This is a genomic window from Streptomyces roseirectus, assembly GCF_014489635.1.
In the GTDB taxonomy this organism is placed as follows: domain Bacteria; phylum Actinomycetota; class Actinomycetes; order Streptomycetales; family Streptomycetaceae; genus Streptomyces; species Streptomyces roseirectus.
Genome location: NZ_CP060828.1, coordinates 1,210,024 through 1,226,906, shown reverse-complemented (window position 1 = coordinate 1,226,906; position 16,883 = coordinate 1,210,024). Strand labels below are relative to the sequence as shown.

The window sequence follows — 16,883 nt, the reverse complement described above, 5'->3', positions numbered from 1 at the left end:
CGCCCCTCGCACCGAAGGATGATCACATGCCTGGAATCACCAAGTACTCACTGACAGTCACCGCCCTCGGCGCGCTGCTCTTGTCCGGGGCGGTGAGCGCCCCGGCGGCCCACGCCGAGGCTGCACGCGCCGAATCGGGCAGCTTCCTCGTCAGGAACGACGGGGGGTACGTCGCCACCTTCGACGTTGCGTACGACCTCGACGGCCGTCGCACCACCGAGAAGAGCGGAAATTTCACCCTGGGTGTCACCAAGGAACTGGAGGTACCGGCCGGTGCCACGAACATCGACCTGAAGGTCGAGGAGTACTGGCTGCCCGCCCTGAAGACCACCATCTTCACCAAGCATTTCGAATCCCCTGTGACCGAGTGCTACTCGATCTGGGGCACCACCCTCGCGCCCGCCTACCGGCAGATTTCCTGCTGACGGTACCCCGCAAGTGAGGTCGTCGCGGCGACTCACTCGATGTGGTAGACCGCGTCACGCGTGACCGATCCGGCCTGCCGTGGACTGCCGGGCCCCATGGCGTGCGGCACGTGCCGTACCACATGGCTCGGGAGGTGATCGTGAGGGCGAGATGTCTCGGGCGGAGCGGGTGACAGCGGGCAGCGGCCTTCCCTGCGGACAGGAGGGTGCGGGCACCGCCGGGCAGCAGGTCTCGCAGCACGGCGTGCAGCCCGCAGCCGCAGAATCGTCGAATGGTCTTCCGGTTCGACCTTGTGCAGGTCGAACCGGAGGGACGGTCTGGACGGATGCACGTGTCGGCGGCGGCTGAATCGTTTTCAGATGACGCCGAGAGCAGCCACCTCAGGATTTACACCAGCACCCCCTCGGCCGCCGCTCTGCTGATGACCTTCTCGCCCACCTTGATTTCTCCCACGCACCGGACCTCTTCGCCGTCCAGATCCATGGAGACCGTCAGTGTCGCCCGTTCACCGGCACGGGCCATGTCGTCGGCGGACAGGGACACCGAGCGTGGCGCCCAGCGGCGTTCGCGAGTTTCGGGCAGGTCGTCGAGGAGGAGATCCCAGAGTGCGGTGAGCGCCTGGGCGGCGAAAGCGACGGGGAGCATAGGGGCTCCTTCGAAGTGACCCGCGCACAGTTCAGGGACGACGTCCAGTTCCGCCGTCATGGAGTCCGGCGCGCAGAACACCGTCCGTAGGGGGAGGGGGCTTCGGTACGGGTTGTGCGGCGGAGACGGTGTTCGGTGACCGGGCGGGGAGAAGAACCGGCGGAAGACTCGCTCGGTCAGTACGTCGTAGCGCACACGCATCGTGGCGAGGTCGATTCTCCCGGTGCCGACGACATGCGTGTCCGCGACCGCGCGCCTCGGCGTGAGGAACTCGGCCCGTGCCTCACCTTCCGCTTCCCTCATCTTTGCCGGCCATTCACAGGGAGGAGCGAAGGTCGCCCATGCCTCGCGGGCCAGGTAGTAGCGCCGTCCCAGACCGTCGACGAGGCCGGCCGCCGCACACAGCCCGAGGATGGCGAGATGACGGCCTGTCTCGGCCACCCCCAGCGGTACGGCCTGCCGTCCTGTGGGCATTTCGACGGGGAAGCGGGCGACGGCGGTGCCGGGGGCGGGGCTGTGCAGGCCGTCCAGTGCGAAGTACGGGGGTGACACGCAGATTCGGGACGTCAGGTCGTGGGTCTGCGGATCGCTGAGGGACCGGTTCACGGAGTCTCCCGTTGTCGGATCGGAGTCATGTCTCGGAGAGGGACACCCGGGCGTGGAGGCGGGTGAGGAGCGGAGGCGACCACCAGTTGGCCCGCCCTGCCAGGAACATGAAGGCCGGGACGAGGAGCATCCGGATCACGACGGCGTCCAGCAGGATCGTGACGACCACACCCACGCCGAGTGTCTTGAGCGGAGTGATGGTGGAGGTCGCCTGGCCCAGGAAGACGACGGCGATCAGGACGGACGCGGAGGTGATGAGGGGGCCGGTGCGGCGCAGCCCTTCCGAGACGGCCGTCGTGTTGTCCCCGGTGGCGACGTAGCGTTCCCTGATCGCCGACAGCAGGAACACCTCGTAGTCCATGGACAGGGCGAAGGCGATGCAGATCACGAGGATCGTCATGCTGAGGTCGGCGGTGCCCACCACCGTGAACGGTCCGACCAGGTCCCGCAGATGGCCCTCCTGGAAGACGTACACGATGGTGCCCATGGCCGCCGTCATGCTCAGCGCCGTCAGCGCCAGGGCCTTGACGGGGATCAGCACGCTGCCGGTGAACGCGAAGAGCAGCGCGGACATGGCGAGGGCCACCAGCGCCACGGCGAACGGCAGCCGGTCGGCGAGCGCGGCCCGGGTGTCCCGCAGCAGCGCGGTCGGGCCGCCGGTGAGCGGGCGGGCCGGAGCGGGTACCGATTCGACGGCGTCGAGTGCGCGCAGTGCCGACCTGTCGAAGGGGGCGCCGTGCACGGTCACCTCCACCCAGCTGCCCCGGCCGTCACGGGCAGGCGTGGCGGGCTTGGTGACACGGCCTGCGGCATAGGTTCCGGCGGGTCCCGTCACCCGCTCGACGTCCGGCAGCCGGGAGAGCCGTTCGCTGTAGCGGGCGAGTTCCGCGTCCGGGCCCCGGAAGCCGGGCAGGGCGACGGGCAGCCGGGTGGCGGCAAGGGCGGGAAAGTCCGCGCGCAGGGTGTCCGTGGAGGTGCGGACGGCGGCGCCGGCGGGCAGTGCGCGGTCGTCGAGGAGGCCGAAGGACACCTGTGTGAACGGGGCCGCCATCAGGCAGACCAGCGTGGTGGTCGCCAGTGCGACCGTGACCGGCGCTCGGCGTACGCCCCGCAGGGCACGGTCCCACAGAGCCTCGCCCGCGCGCCCTCGGCTCTCCGTGGCGGCGGGCCGGCCGCGGCCCAGCACTCCGGTGCCGGTCAGCCGGGAGGCGAAGAGCGCGAAGGCGGCCGGCAGGACGGTCAGTGTCGCGGCCACCGACACGGCGGTGACGAGGATGCCGCCGTACGCCATGGACCGCAGGAACATGATCGGGAAGACCAGGAGCGCGGTCAGGCACAGGGAGACCGCGAGGCCGGAGTACAGGACCGTGCGGCCCGCCGTGGAGAGGGTGGTGCGCACAGCGGCCGGGACCCGCGCCCCCTGGGACACCTCCTGGCGGAACCGGGTGAGCATGAGCAGGCTGTAGTCCACGGCGAGTCCGAAACCCAGCGCGGTGGTGATGTTGAGGGCGAACACGGACACCGGGGTGAGGAGCGCCAGGGCGCCCAGGAGCGCCGAGGTGACGGTGGTGGCCATCGCGCCGACCAGGACCGGCAGCAGCGCGGCGGGCAGGCTGCGGAAGATCACCACCAGCAGGAGCAGGATCAGGGGCGCGGTGAACAGTTCCGCCCGGAGCAGGTCCTCGTGTGCCTGTGTCTCCAGGGCTTCGTGGACGACGGGCTGTCCGACCGCGGTGACGGTGGCGGCGGCGCGCTCGCCGGCGAGGCGTTTCACGGCACGGCTCACCGCGTCGTGCACGGTGTCGTCGTCGCCCTCGAACTTGGCGGCGACGACCGCACCGTGGCCGTCGGCGGAGCGCAGGCCGGGGTCGTGCGTGCTCCAGTACGAGGTGACGTAGTGGGTGCGGGCGGCGCCCTGGACCGTGTCGGCGACGGCCGCGCCGACGGCTGCCACGGCCGGGGTGTCCGCGCTGTCGCGGTCGTCGCGGGCCCGCACCATCAGGATCAGGTCGGGTGTGCCTCGCTCGAATTCCCGTCCCAGGAATTGTTCGGCGCGCAGAGCGGGCGCCTCGGGAGGGAACCACCCGTTCGCCGTCAGCCGGTCGCCCGTCATCGCCCCGAACAGACCGCACAAGGCAGCCAGAACGACGGCGGCGAACAGGGTTACTCGATTCATTTGACGGGATGCGGAGAGTTTCTCGGGTCGAGGGATCTCCGACTTGGTCGAGGGATTGCGCATGAGTGCTGGGTGCATGGTTCGCGAAAATTAGCACAGCGGGTCTCGCGAATGCGTTTCCGGACGGAACGCGTGACATGTGGTCGATGGACGGAAACGATTCTTCCTGGCGATTAATTGATTAATTCGAGCGGGTGGGTGATTCGTTTTTGACTTGCGCGTGAATGATGGCCACCATCTCCCGTGTTCTCTCCTGAGGGGTGGCTGAGTATGTCGCTGTTTTCATGTGAAGAATCTCCGGACAGAGACAGGCGATCATGACGGCTCCAGAGGAAGTCGTCGTCACCGGACTCGGGCTGGTCGCCCCGTCCGGCATCGGTGTCGAGGCTGCCTGGGAAGGGCTCGTCGGCGGCTGGCCGACCGCTGCGCGCGACCCCTTGCTCGCCGGTATGCCGGTCGACTTCAGCTGCCGCGTGCCGGGATTCGACGGTGACGAGCGGCTCGGCCGTCAGCTGGCCCGCCGACTGGACCGTGGCACCCAGCTCGCCTTGGTCGCCGTGCGGGAGGCGCTGGCTGACGCCGGTCTCGAAGACCTGGGTAGGAGTTCCGTGCGTGTGGCGGTGGTCCTGGGGGTGGGCAGCAACAGCCTGGAGCGGTACCCGGAGGCGTTCGGGCGGCTCGCCGACGGGAGGCCGGAGCGTATCTCCCCGCTGATGATCACCCGGAGTGTGCCCAGCATGGTGCCGGCGGAGATCGCCCTCCGCATCGGGGCTCGTGGTCCCAACCTGGCCGTCTCGACCGCCTGCTCCTCCGGAGCCTCCGCGCTCGGCGTCGCCCGCGACATGCTGCGCTCCGGAAGCTGTGACATCGCCGTCACCGGGGGAGCGGAATCCACCTGCGGTGCGATCTACACCGCGACGTTCGGGCAGATGAGGGCGCTGTCCACCCGCACGCACGACCCCGCCGGCGCCTCCCGGCCCTTCGACCGGGACCGGGACGGCTTCGTTCTTGCCGAGGGCGCCGGAGTGCTGGTGCTGGAGCGCGCTGCCCACGCGCTCGCCCGTGGCGTGCGTCCCCGTGCGCGGTTCGCGGGCTTCGGCAGCTCGTGCGACGCCCACCACCCCACCGCTCCGCACCCCGAAGGACGGGGAGCCGTGCAGGCGATGCGGGAGGCGATCCGTGACGCGGGGCTCGCGCCCGGGGACATCGGACACGTCAATGCCCACGGCACGTCGACTCCGCTCAACGACGCCGTCGAATTCCGTGCGTTGCGCCAGGTGTTCTCCTGCCCCCCGGCCGTGACCGCCCCCAAGAGCGTGCTCGGCCACGCGCTCGGCGGAGCCGGAGGGATCGAGGCCGTCTGTAGTGTGCTCAGCCTCGAAAAACAGCTCGTCCCGCCGACTGTGAACCTTGATTGTCAGGACCCTGAAATCGACCTGGACATCGTGACGAAAGTGCCGCGACTGATGCGGTTCGACGCGGTGATGAGTAATTCGTTCGGGTTCGGCGGTCAGAATGCGGTGACGGTGTTCACCCGGACGTGAGTTCTGCTTCCCTTTCTTCGGAGGAGTTTCCCCTTGGTATTTTCAGATGATGCCGTAGCGGTGGTCGGCGCCGCATGCCGGCTACCTGGCGGGATCGATGACCTCGCCGCGTTCTGGACAGCGCTCGTCCAGGGCCGCGACCTGGTCACCACGGTGCCGCCGGACCGCTACGACGCGGACAGGCTTCTGCGCCGAGGGCAGTTGCGCTCGACGGCCGGGGGCTTTCTGGACGACCTCGCCGGATTCGACGCCGAGTTCTTCGGGGTCTCCCCCCGCGAAGCCTCGCGTCTCGACCCGCAGCAGCGGCTGATGCTGGAGCTGGCGGTCGAGGCCGTGGACGACGCGGGCTACGACCGTCGCCGGCTGGCCGGCTCCGGCACGGCCGTGTTCGTGGGCGTCTGCGGACACGATTACTTCGATCTCCAGACTGCCGACACCACTGGTATGAACGCGTACACGGCGGCGGGCGGCGCCGCCGCCAACACGGCCAACCGGGTCTCGTACGCCATGGACTGGCACGGCGAGAGCCAGGCCGTGGACACCGCCTGCTCGTCGGCGATGACCGCCTTGCACCGGGGCTGCGAACACCTGCGCGCCGGCCGGGCCGGGGCCGTCCTCGTCGGCGGGGCGAACGTACTGATCAGCCCGGCCACGCAGATGAGTTTCACGGCGGCGGGCCTGATCTCGCCCACGGGACGCTGCCGCGCGTTCTCCGCGGGCGCCGACGGATACGTACGCGCCGAAGGCGGCGGAGCCGTGCTCCTCAAGAGGCTCGCCGACGCGGTCGTCGACGGCGACCGGGTGCACGCGGTCCTCCTGGCCACCGGCGCGAACAGCGACGGCCGCACCGCCGGGCTCTCCCTGCCCAACTCCGCCGCTCAGGAGGCCCTCCTGCGCGAGGTGTACGCCAGGGCCGGTGTCGGTCCGGACGACCTCGGCTACGTCGAAGCGCACGGCACCGGGACCCCCGCCGGGGACCCCATCGAGTGCGCCTCCCTCAGCCAGGGGCTGGCCCGGCGGCGCTCCCCGGACGCGGGGCCGCTGCCGATCGGCTCGGTCAAGAGCAACCTCGGCCACCTGGAGGCGGCGTCGGGCATGGCCGGGCTGCTCAAGGCGATGCTGGTGCTGCGGCACGGCCGGATTCCGCGCACCCTGCACGCCGAGACGCTGAACCCGAACATCCCCTTCGAGAACTGGTGCCTCGACCCGGTGCGCGAGGAGCGCGCCCTGCACGCCACGGGCCGTCCCGTCGTCGGGGTCAACTCCTTCGGCTTCGGCGGGGCCAACGCGCACGCCGTGCTGACCCTGCCCGACCCCGACCCCGACCCCGACCCCGCGACCCGCGTGCCGAGGCCGGCGCGGCGTGTTCCCGTGACCGTCTCCGGCCGCACCCGGCAGGCGGCGATCCAGGCGGCCGTCCGCATGGCCGAGCGGCTGGAGTCCCCGGACGGGACCGGGACCGGGGACTTCCACGACGTCGCCTACACCTCCTCCTGCCGCCGGGGCCACCACGAGCACCGCGCGGTTGTCCTGGCAGACGGTGCCGAGGACGCCGTCCGGGGGCTGCGGGCGCTAGCCGAGGGGCAGCCGACCCCGGCCACCGCCTTCGCCGAGGCCGTGCCCAAGGGACGGATCGCCTTCGTGTACTCCGGCAACGGTTCCCAGTGGGCCGGCATGGGCGCGGACCTGATGGCGGCGGAACCCGTGTTCGCGGAAGCCGTCGAGGAAGTGGACGCGGCCCTGGCCGCGCACCTGGACTGGTCGGTCGCGGAGACCCTGGCCCGGGAAGCCGACGACCCCGGCCGGCTCGCCGCCACCGAGGTCGCCCAGCCTCTCCTGTTCGCCGTCCAGGCCGGGCTGACCGCCCTGCTGGCCTCCGCCGGGATCACCCCCGCACTGGTTCTCGGCCACAGCGTCGGCGAGATCGCGGCGGCCCACGCGTCGGGAGCCCTGGACCTCGCCTCGTCGGCGGCGGTCGTCGCCGCGCGCAGCCAGGGCCAGGCCCTCACCGCGGGGCGCGGCCGGATGGCGGCGGCCGGCCTGTCCGAGACCGACGCCCGCATCGAACTGGCCGCCTATGCCGGACGTGTCGAGATCGCGGCGGTCAACAGCCCTCAGGACGTCACGCTCGCCGGTCCCGAGGCGGACCTCCTCCACCTGGGCAGTGTCCTGTCCGTGCGCGACGTCTTCTTCCGGATGCTGGACCTCGACCACGCCTTCCACAGCCGGTTCATGGCCCCCGTCGAGGAGCCGCTGCGCGCCGCCCTGGCCACCCTGCGGCCCGCCCGCCCGCACCTCCCCTTCGCCTCCACGGTCACCGGACGCCTGCTCGGCGACGACGAGAAGCTCGACGCCGCCTACTGGTGGCGCAACGTCCGCGAACCCGTCCGCTTCACCGACGCCGTCGAGGCCGCCCTCGACGACGGGTGCGACCTGTTCGTCGAGATCGGCCCGCACCCGGTGCTGACCACCTACCTCACCCGGCTCACCGCGCCGAGCGCCCTGCCCACAGCCGTCGTGTCCACCGGCCGGCGAAACAGCGACGGACCAGCCGCCGTCCAGGACGCCGTCGTCCGACTTCTGGCGGCGGGCGCCCCCGTGGACCGGACCGCGTTCTTCCCGCAGCCGCGCCGGGTCACCGACCTGCCCGCCTACCCCTGGCAGCGCGAGCACCACTGGAACGGCGACCCGTCGTGGTGGACCCGCACCGGCACGGCCGGACAGCCGGCCGCGCACCCGATGCTGGGCGACCGGCTCCCCACCGCCGACCCGGTCTGGACCGGCCCCCTGCGGCCCGCACAGGTGCCGTGGCTCGGCGATCACCGGGTCGAAGACAGCGTCGTCGTCCCAGCCGCCGCCTATCTGGAGACGGCCTTCGCGGCGGCCAGGGAGAACGGTGACGACGGGCCCGTCGAAGTACGGCACCTCACGGTCACCAAGGCCCTCCTCGTGCCCTGGGACGAACCCTCCGGCGACCTCCAGGTACAGGTCTCCCTCACCGGGAGGGGCCGACACCTGAGCATCGCGGGCCGGGGAGCGGACGACAACGACTGGCGGGAGCACGCGGCGGGACAGGTCCGCCGTCTGTACCGGCCGCGCCCGGCCTGCCCCCTCGATATCGCCGCGCTCCGAGCCCGCCTGGGCCCGGCCGTCGCCCCGGAACGCGGCTACGCGGCGGCAGCGGATCTCGGCCTGGCCTACGGACCCGTCTTCCGGGTCCTGACCGAGCTGTACCGGGGCGTGGGCGAGGGGCTCGCCGCCTTCCACGGCTTCCCCGGCCGGGAGAGCGACGCCGACGGATACCGTGCCCACCCCGCCCTCCTGGACGGCATCCTCCAGAGCGGACCGTTCACCACCTCCCACAGCGAGTTGTCCGACGACGTGCTGATGCTGCCGGCGTCGATCGACGCCGTACGGCTGTGGCACGACCTGCCCGCCCGGGGCTGGGTGCACGCCCGCTGCCGGGAGGCTTCCCCGTTCGAGGCGTCCTACGACTTCACCGCGACCGACGAACAGGGCCGTGTCGTCCTGGAGATCGAAGGATGCCGGCTGCGCCGCGTCGAACGCGTCACCGCCCGGGCCCAGCGCCTGGAGACCGTGCTGCGCGCGGCCCCCGTCCCCGGGGAGCCCTTCGCCTCCGCCCTGCCGTCTCCTTCCACACTCCTCGAGGCTTCCGCCGAGGCTCGCGCGGCCGTCCTGGCCCGGCACGCCGGGGCGCCCGCCGCGAACCGGCGTCACCTGCGCCTGCTCCAGGCCCACTACACGGCCCAGGCCGTCGCCGGCCTGCTGCCCGGCCGCACCGAGTTCGCCTTGGCCGACCTCCTCGATGCCGGAGTGCGGCCGACGTACGCCGGTCTGTGCCGGCTGCTGCTGTCCCTCGCCACCGAACACGGGCTCATGGAGCCAGGCGGTGCGGACCGCTGGCGGTTCCTGGACCGGGGCCGGCCCGAGGAGGCGCCGCGCGCCGGCCGGCACCAGGACCCCGGCGCGCTCGCCCTGTACAGTCACTGCGGCCGGCACCTGACCGACGTCCTGTGCGGGCGCGAGGAGACCCTGCTGGGCGAGAGCGACCGCCACCTGATCGACAGCGCCCGGACGGCCGACAGCCGCCTGTACCACGAGACAGCCCGTGAACTGCTGCGCGCCGCCGTCGACGCCTGGCCCGCCGACCAGCCGCTGCGCATCCTGGACCTCGGCGGCGCCCTGGCCGAGACCCTCCTCGACGTCCTGCCGCCCGAGCGGGCCCACTACGTCCTCACCGGCACCTCGGCGGCCTCCCTGCCCCGAGCGCAGGAGCGGTTCGCCGGCCACGACTTCGTCGAGTACGCCACCCTCGACCTCGACCGGGACCCCGCCGAACAGGGCTTCACGGACGGCTCCTTCGACCTGGTCGTGGCCTCCGACATGCTGCACACCACCGCCGACCCACGCGTGAACCTGGGCCATGTCGAACGGCTCCTGGCCCCGCGCGGCCAGCTGCTGGCCGTCGAGTCGCACCTGCCGGACGGCTTCCGCTCCCTCTTCCTCCATGACACCGGCCCGCGCGACGATTTCCCTCAGCTCACCGCCCCGCAGTGGGCCGAGCTCCTGGCCGAGTGCGGCTTCACCGACGTACGCCACACCGGCGAGACACCCGACCCGGCGGCCCTGGACCGGTCCGTGGTCCTCGCCCGCCGGTCCGACACGGTCCGGACGCCGACCGGAGACGGTTCACGCCTGGAACCCGCCGACTGGCTCCTGCTCGCCGAGAACGCCACGGGCGGCCTGGTCCGGGGGCTGGCCGACGCTCTGAGCGAGACCCCGGGGACGCGGGTGTCCGTGGCCGACGTCCGCTCGGCACACGGCCGCGTCCACGAACTGGTGCCGTGCGAGGGCCAGCCGCACGTCGTCGTCCTGCTCGACGAGGACCCGGACGCCGCCGCCGACGCGCGGACGGCGCTTGACGAGGCCGTACGAAGGCTGGGCACACTGACGGAACTCGCGGCCTGCGCCCACCTGGTCGCGGCCCAGGGCGCCGCGCTCACGGTGATCACCCGTCCCTCGGGCGCTCTGCCCGTACCTGAGGCCGCCACCCACGTCCGGGACGCGGCGGTGTGGGGAGCGGCCCGCACCTTCGCCAACGAGCACCCGTCCGTGACGGTCCGCAGAGTGTCCCTGGAACGGGGGAGCGACGCGGCGCACGACGCCCGGCGGCTCGCCCGGGAACTCACCGGACCCGCCGACGAGACGGAAGTCGTGCTCACCGCACGAGGCCGATTCGTCCCCCGGCTGGTCCCGCTGCGCACCGTCACCGAACCCGCGCACGGACCCTACCGGCTCGAACTGCGCACACCCGCGCTGACCCCCCGGCTGGCCTGGGTACCCGCCCAGCTCCCGACGCCCGGACCCGACGAGGTCCTCATCGAGGTGCGGGCGGCCGGACTGAACTATCACGACGCGCTGTCCGCCGCGGGGTTGATGCCCGCGGGCGCGGACGCCGGCATCCCCGACGCCCACCGCCTCGGCCTGGAGTGCGCCGGGGTGGTCACCGCCGTGGGCAGTCACGTCACGGAGTTCGCTCCGGGTGACCGCGTGTTCGCCAACGCCGTCGGCTCGCTCGCCTCGCACACCCTCGCCGACCAGCATCTCGTCGGCCGGATGCCCGACGGCATGGCCTTCACCGCCGCCGCGACCCTGGCCGCCGTCTACCTGACGGTCCATCACGGCCTGCGCTCTCTGGCTCGTATCGCCCCCGGCGAGACCGTTCTCGTGCACGGTGGCGCGGGCGGGGTGGGCCTCGCCGTCCTGGAGGTCGCTCGTGCGTGCGGCGCGCGAGTGATCGCCACCGCCGGCACTCCGGCCAAGCGCAGCATCCTGCGCGCGCTGGGCGTCGAGCACGTCTTCGACTCCCGTGCCCTCACCTTCGCGGACAATGTCCGGCGGGCCACCGGAGGCAAGGGCGTCGACGTCGTCGTCAACTCCCTCGCGGGCGAGGCACTGACCCGCAGCCTCGAACTGCTGCGTGCCGGAGGCCGCTTCGTCGAACTCGGCAAACAGGACGTCTACGGCAACAGCCCGCTGCCGATGCGGCTGCTGCGCGACAACATCAGCGTGTTCGTGGTGGATGTCCTGCGGCTGACGGCGCTCACCCCGAAGGCGGCCGGAATCCCCGTGCGCGAGGTGACCCGCGATGTCCACGCGGGTCTGTATCCGCCCCTGCCGCACACCGTGTTCCCGGCCGTGCGGCTGGACCGGGCCTTGCACACCCTTCAGCGCTCCCGGCACATCGGCAAGATCGTCGTCGACCTCACCGCCCCGCCTCCCGTCGAACGGCCCTCCGAACCGGCCCCGCTCGACTCCGACGCCACCTACCTCGTCGTCGGCGGACTGAGTGGACTGGGCGCCGAGACCGCACGCATGCTCGCCTCGCACGGGGCACGCCATCTCGCGCTCGCCGGCCGACGTGGCACCCGCACCCCGGGCGCCACCGAACTCCTGGCCGATCTCGACCGCCTCGGGGTCCACGCCCGCGTGCACACGGCGGACGTGACCGACGCGGAGGCGCTGCGCCGGATCGTCAAGGAAGCCGACGCGCAGGGGCACCCCGTACGCGGCGTCGTCCACAGTGCCCTGCACCTCGACGACGCGCCGCTCGCCGACCTCACCGAGGACCGTGTCCGGGCCGTCCTCGCGCCCAAGTTCCTCGGGGTCGCGCTGCTCGACGAGGTGACCGGCCCGCTGGACCTCTTCGTCGGGTACTCGTCGGTCTCCGCCGCCGTCGGCATGATGGGCCAGGCCGCGTACGCCGCCGGGAACCTCTTCATCGAGGCGCTCGTACGGCGCCGGCGCCGCGAAGGCCGGTCCGGTCTCGCGGTCGCCTGGGGAGCCCTTGGCGAGACCGGCGTCGCCGCCCGCGACCGGCGGATCGGCGACCGGCTGAGCCACACCGGGCTGCGGCCCCTGGCCCCGGCCGAGGCATGTGGTGCGCTGGGCGAGCTGCTGGCCGTGGAATGGGAGAACGTGGTCGTCGGACACTTCGACTGGGCCCGGCTGCGGCAGGTCATGCCGGCGACAGACACGGCACGGTTCACCCAAGGCGTCGCGCACGATGTCCGGGACGATGACGGCGACGGCGTGGACCTGCGGAAACAGGTTGCCGAACTGCCTGACGGCGAGGCGCTGACCATCGTGGCGGACGCCCTCGTGACAGAGACCGCGCGCGTCCTGGGACTGCCCGCTGACCGCGTCGGCCGGTCCCGCCGGCTCGGCCAACTCGGCTTGGACTCGCTGATGGCGACCGAACTCGTCGTCGCCGTCCGCCGGCGGTTCGGCTGCGATCTTCCGTCGCTGGAGGTCATGACCGCCACCGACCTCGACGATCTGGCCCGGCGCACGCTCCCCAGGCTCAGACGCCGGCCGTCCTGAGCCGACCGGTGCGGATTCCCGTGCACCGCCGTGGCGCAGGGGAATCCGCACCGACCCACTTTTCCCACCGTCCGAAGGAGCCGCTCTCTTGTGCGTCCCGACCTCCCCTCCCCTGCCCATGGACTCGGCCGACACCGTCCGCGACTTCGTCTTCAAGGGCTATCCGTGCAGCTGCCGGGTCTTCGGGCGGCGCACGCCCGTCGCCGACCCCGTGGTGGTCGTCGGAGGGGCGCTTCAGAACAAGGACTCCTGGTGGACCCACCAGCGGTACTTCGGCCCCGACGCCGACGTCGTCACCGTCGACCTGCCCGGCTCCGGCAGCGCCGGCAGCCTGCCCGCGCGCTACGGCCACGACTTCCAGGCCGACGCGCTGGAACACGTGCTCGCCGAGACCGGGCTGCGGCGGGTGAGCCTGGTGGGCATCTCCTACGGCAGCCTCGTCGCCTACCGGCTGGCCCGGCGACGCCCGGACCTGGTCGCCCGCATGGTCCTCAACGGCGTGTTCGACGGTGTCCCCACCCTCATGCGGACCACCTACGAACTCATGGTCGAGCTGATTGACGCCAGCCGCACGTTCGAGTTCGCGGAGGCGATGCTCTCGCTCATGTCGCTGGGCGCCGACAGCGCCGACCCCGGCCGCAGCGAGGCGCTCAGCCAGATGCTGCGCGCTCAGTTCTGCCGTATGTCGCGGGACGAGACCGACCAACTGCTCCAGAACGCCCTGCGCAACCTGCGACACCCCCGGCTGCGCCCTTTCGAGCACGCCGCCGTCCCCACCCTCGTCGTCACCGGGGAACACGACCGCTGCACTCCGCCGGAGGTCGGACGCGATGTCGCCCGCATGATCCCCGGCTCGGTGTGCGTCACCTTCGACGACGCCGGCCACGTGGCATTCCTGGAACACCCTCAGCGCTACGTGGAGATGCTCCGGCACTTCTTCGCCGGCCGCCCCACGGCCGGACTCCCGCACTGCACCCCCTTCTAGCTTCCGGAACGGAGCCCACTGTGCCCGCACGCCCCCTCGTCGTCACTATGGCGGCAGCGCTCGCCCTCGCCCAAGGAGCCCTCGGTGCCTCCGCGGCCGAGCAACCGCCGTCCCCGGCCGGTCATCTCGCCCTCTCGGTCCTGCCCGCGATCACCTCGGTCGAGGTCGAACCCGGGGTACGGCTGCGGACCGAGGTGTACGAGCCCGCCGGCCCCGGACCGCATCCGCTGATCGTCATGCCCGGTCCGTTCCTCTACCCGGTGGAGGCGTATCTGCTTCAGGCGAAACGCCTGGCCGAGGCCGGTTACGTCGTCGTCGCCTACCAGCCGCGCGGCTATCTCGGCTCCGGCGGGACCTGCGGCTGGGCAGGCCCGGCCGACGTCGCGGACGCGTCCCGGCTGACCTCCTGGGCCCTCGCCCACACCACCGCCGACCCCCGCAGGGTGGGCATGGCCGGGGTCTCCTACGGTGCCGTCGTCAGCCTGCTGGCCGCCGCCGAGGACCCCCGGATCAAAGCCGTCGCCTCCCTGGCCGGCTGGGTGGACAAACAGGACGTACTTTACGGCGGCGACACCCGGCGGCTTCAGACCTTCCTCACGCAGAAGACCATCATCCGGGCCGAGGCACGGCCGGACGCCGACCTCGAACAGATCCTGGCCGAGTACGCCGAGAACCCGGACCCGAGCCCCCATTTCGAGCAGTGGGCGCGCACTCGCTCCCCCCTCACCCGGCTCGACCGGCTGAACGCCCACCACCCGGCCGTGTTCATGGCGGCCACCTGGTTCGACACCGCCCAGACCCCCAACCGCATCGCCGACTTCTTCGACGGCTACACCGGACCGAAACGGCTGGAGATCCGCCCCGGTGACCACGCCACCCGCGAGATCGAGGGCTTCACCGGCCTCGCGACCCTCCCCTGGGAGAACACCCGCCGCTGGTTCGACCGGCATCTACGGCACACCACTGGCGACCCCGACATCACCACCCCGCTCGTCCTCCAGCCCCGTAACGGCCTCTTGTCCGAGCCTCAGGACGATGAGCACTACGCGACCTGGTCCGCGATCTCCGCCCGCACTCTCACCCCGCCCCTCACCCCGGTCACCGGACAACACCCGACGGTCCTCACCGCCCTGGACTCCGGAGCCGACGCCGGATTCGAGTTCGGCGGGATCACCGACGAACTCGTCGGCCTGCCCCCGCTCGCCGCCGCCCCTCTGCTGCCGCCGGGCTCCGCCGCCGTCTGGAGCGCACCGCCCGCAGACGGAGTCCAACGCCTGCGCGGCATCCCCCGACTGCACACCACGGTGACCCCTGGCACCTCCCAAGGCACCTTCTACGCCTACCTGTACGACGTCGGCCCCACCGGCCTCGGCAGACTGATCACCCACGCCCCCCACTCCTTCCACGACCGCGCCCCTCACCACCCCTTCCCGGTGGACCTCGACCTCTCGGCCACCGCCTACGACCTCCCCGCCGGCCACCGCCTTCAGTTGGTCATCGACAGCCGCGACCCGCTGTACGTCAGCCGCAACTCCCTTCTGGGCTCCCTGACCTTCGACAGCGCTACCACGACGCTCCAGGTGCCCGTGCGATGACCGGACGAGAGAAGGCTCCCCTGCTCTACCGGTTGATCCGCACCTGCTTCAGCCCTCTCTGCCGCGTCGTGTTCCGGCCCAAGGTCGAGGGCCTGGACCATGTCCCCGGCACTGGCCCCGCGATCATCGCGGCGAACCATCTGGCGTTCTGCGACTCCCTGCTGCTGGCCATGGTCGTCCGGCGGCCCCTGACCTTCCTGGCCAAGAGCGACTACTTCGACCGGCCCGGCCTCAAAGGGCGAGCCATGGCCGCCTTCTTCCGAGGCACCGGCCAACTGCCCGTCGACCGCGCGAACGCACGCGGCGCCGTCCGCGCCATCGGCTCGGCCGCACGGGTCCTGGACGAGGGGAGGCTGCTCGGCGTCTACCCCGAGGGCACCCGCTCGCCCGACGGCCGGCTCTACCGGGGGCGCGTCGGGGCCGTCGCGATGAACGCGCTCACCTCCGGCGCACCTGTCGTACCGGTCGGCCTGACCGGTACGGACCGCATCCAGCCACGCGGCACCCGCGGTATCCGGCTCGCCCGGCCCACCGTCCGCATCGGGGCACCCATGACGTTCACCCAGGCGGTCGACGGCTCGCCGGACAGGGGCGAACTGGAGCGGGTGACCCGCGCCGTGATGCGGCGGATCGGGGAACTGTCGGGACAGGAGTACGTCGACGTGTACGCGTCGAAGGCACGGAGCGGGGGAGGGCGGGGGAGCGGCGAGGACAGCGGGTCCGGTGTCGCCGCCGCGTTCTTCGACCTGGACAAGACCGTGACGCTGAAGTCGTGCACGCTCGCCCTGGCCCCTGCCTTCCGCAGGGCCGGACTCATCCGTCGCTCCACCATGCTCCGCGCCGCCCTCGGCCAGGCGCGGTTCCTGCTCAAGGGCGCCGACGACCAGGACGTGGAGCGGCTGCGCGCCGTACTGTCCACGCTCTTCAGGGGCTGGCCCCACGACCGGGTCGGGAAGATCGTCGAGGAACACGTCGGCACCGTCCTGGCACCGCTGATCCACCCCCGCGTCCAGGCACTCATCGACGAACACCGCACTGCCGCCCGCCCCGTGGTGCTGGTCACGGCGTGCAGCAGCGTCATCGCCGAACCTGTGGGCCGTCTGATCGGCGCGGATCACGTGATCGCCGCACGGTTCGTGGTCGAGGACGGCCACTACACCGGCGCCGTCTCGGACTACCCCTACGGCGCTGCGAAAGTCCCGGCGATGGCCGCTCTCGCCGCCGAGCACGGTTGGGACCTGGCGGCGAGCTACGCCTACAGCGACTCCCACAGCGACCTGCCCATGCTGGGCATGGTCGGCCGGCCCCATGCCGTCAATCCGGACACGGCTCTGCGGCGTCATGCCCTCGCGCAGGGGTGGCCGGTACTGCGTCTGCGCTGACAGGCAGTTGAGTTGCCCGCGACACCCGGAGCTTCATCGGTGTTGAACATGTTGAAGGGAGATCCGTGAATCGCGGTGAGCAGAACCGTTCCGGGCAACTGATCAGCATATCGGGATTCA

At 71.8% G+C, this 16,883-nt stretch carries 8 protein-coding genes; 6 read left to right on the top strand and 2 right to left on the bottom strand.

Features of this window, described 5'->3' with window-relative positions; all coding sequences use genetic code 11:
• Nucleotides 1-26 precede the first annotated feature (26 nt).
• Entirely contained in the window at nt 27-425 is a 399-nt protein-coding gene (locus IAG44_RS04915; RefSeq protein WP_187745897.1) for a hypothetical protein, read from the top strand.
• Nucleotides 426-813: 388 nt separating this feature from the next.
• Here IAG44_RS04915 and IAG44_RS04910 read toward each other — a convergent pair whose 3' ends face one another.
• Both IAG44_RS04910 and IAG44_RS04905 read right to left on the bottom strand, forming a co-directional pair.
• The gene (locus IAG44_RS04910; RefSeq protein WP_187745896.1) at nt 814-1,677 is read right to left on the bottom strand and encodes a hypothetical protein; all 864 of its coding nucleotides are present in this window, start codon (nt 1,675-1,677) and stop codon (nt 814-816) included.
• Nucleotides 1,678-1,702: 25 nt separating this feature from the next.
• Nucleotides 1,703-3,853 (bottom strand): MMPL family transporter, encoded by a 2,151-nt coding sequence (locus IAG44_RS04905; protein WP_187745895.1) that lies wholly within the window; start codon nt 3,851-3,853, stop codon nt 1,703-1,705.
• Between the two features lie 317 nt (nt 3,854-4,170).
• On the opposite strand from IAG44_RS04905, the gene IAG44_RS04900 reads away from it, so the two are divergent.
• The 5 genes from IAG44_RS04900 to IAG44_RS04880 all read left to right on the top strand — a co-directional run bounded on the left by IAG44_RS04900 (nt 4,171) and on the right by IAG44_RS04880 (nt 16,763).
• Nucleotides 4,171-5,397 (top strand): beta-ketoacyl-[acyl-carrier-protein] synthase family protein, encoded by a 1,227-nt coding sequence (locus IAG44_RS04900; protein ID WP_187745894.1) that lies wholly within the window; start codon nt 4,171-4,173, stop codon nt 5,395-5,397.
• 60 nt (nt 5,398-5,457) lie between these two features.
• Nucleotides 5,458-12,801, top strand: a complete 7,344-nt coding sequence (locus IAG44_RS04895; protein WP_246561496.1) for a type I polyketide synthase — start codon at nt 5,458-5,460, stop codon at nt 12,799-12,801.
• Nucleotides 12,802-12,889: 88 nt separating this feature from the next.
• On the top strand, nt 12,890-13,786 hold the full coding sequence (locus IAG44_RS04890; RefSeq protein ID WP_187745893.1) for an alpha/beta fold hydrolase: 897 nt from the start codon (nt 12,890-12,892) through the stop codon (nt 13,784-13,786).
• A 20-nt stretch (nt 13,787-13,806) separates the two neighbouring features.
• Nucleotides 13,807-15,381 carry a CocE/NonD family hydrolase gene (locus IAG44_RS04885; RefSeq protein ID WP_187745892.1) on the top strand — a complete coding sequence of 525 codons (1,575 nt, stop codon included), beginning with the start codon at nt 13,807-13,809 and terminating at the stop codon, nt 15,379-15,381.
• Nucleotides 15,378-16,763, top strand: coding sequence for an HAD-IB family hydrolase (locus tag IAG44_RS04880; protein ID WP_187745891.1), 1,386 nt, complete (start codon nt 15,378-15,380; stop codon nt 16,761-16,763). Before IAG44_RS04885 ends, IAG44_RS04880 begins: the two co-directional genes overlap by 4 nt.
• Nucleotides 16,764-16,883: the final 120 nt, after the last annotated feature.

Bases quoted from the DNA above. Each gene is read 5' to 3' on its own strand.
- IAG44_RS04900 (WP_187745894.1), top strand. From the start codon at position 4,171: ATGACGGCTCCAGAGGAAGTCGTCGTCACCGGACTCGGGCTGGTCGCC.
- IAG44_RS04905 (WP_187745895.1), bottom strand. From the start codon at position 3,853: ATGAATCGAGTAACCCTGTTCGCCGCCGTCGTTCTGGCTGCCTTGTGC.
- IAG44_RS04880 (WP_187745891.1), top strand. From the start codon at position 15,378: ATGACCGGACGAGAGAAGGCTCCCCTGCTCTACCGGTTGATCCGCACC.
- IAG44_RS04915 (WP_187745897.1), top strand. From the start codon at position 27: ATGCCTGGAATCACCAAGTACTCACTGACAGTCACCGCCCTCGGCGCG.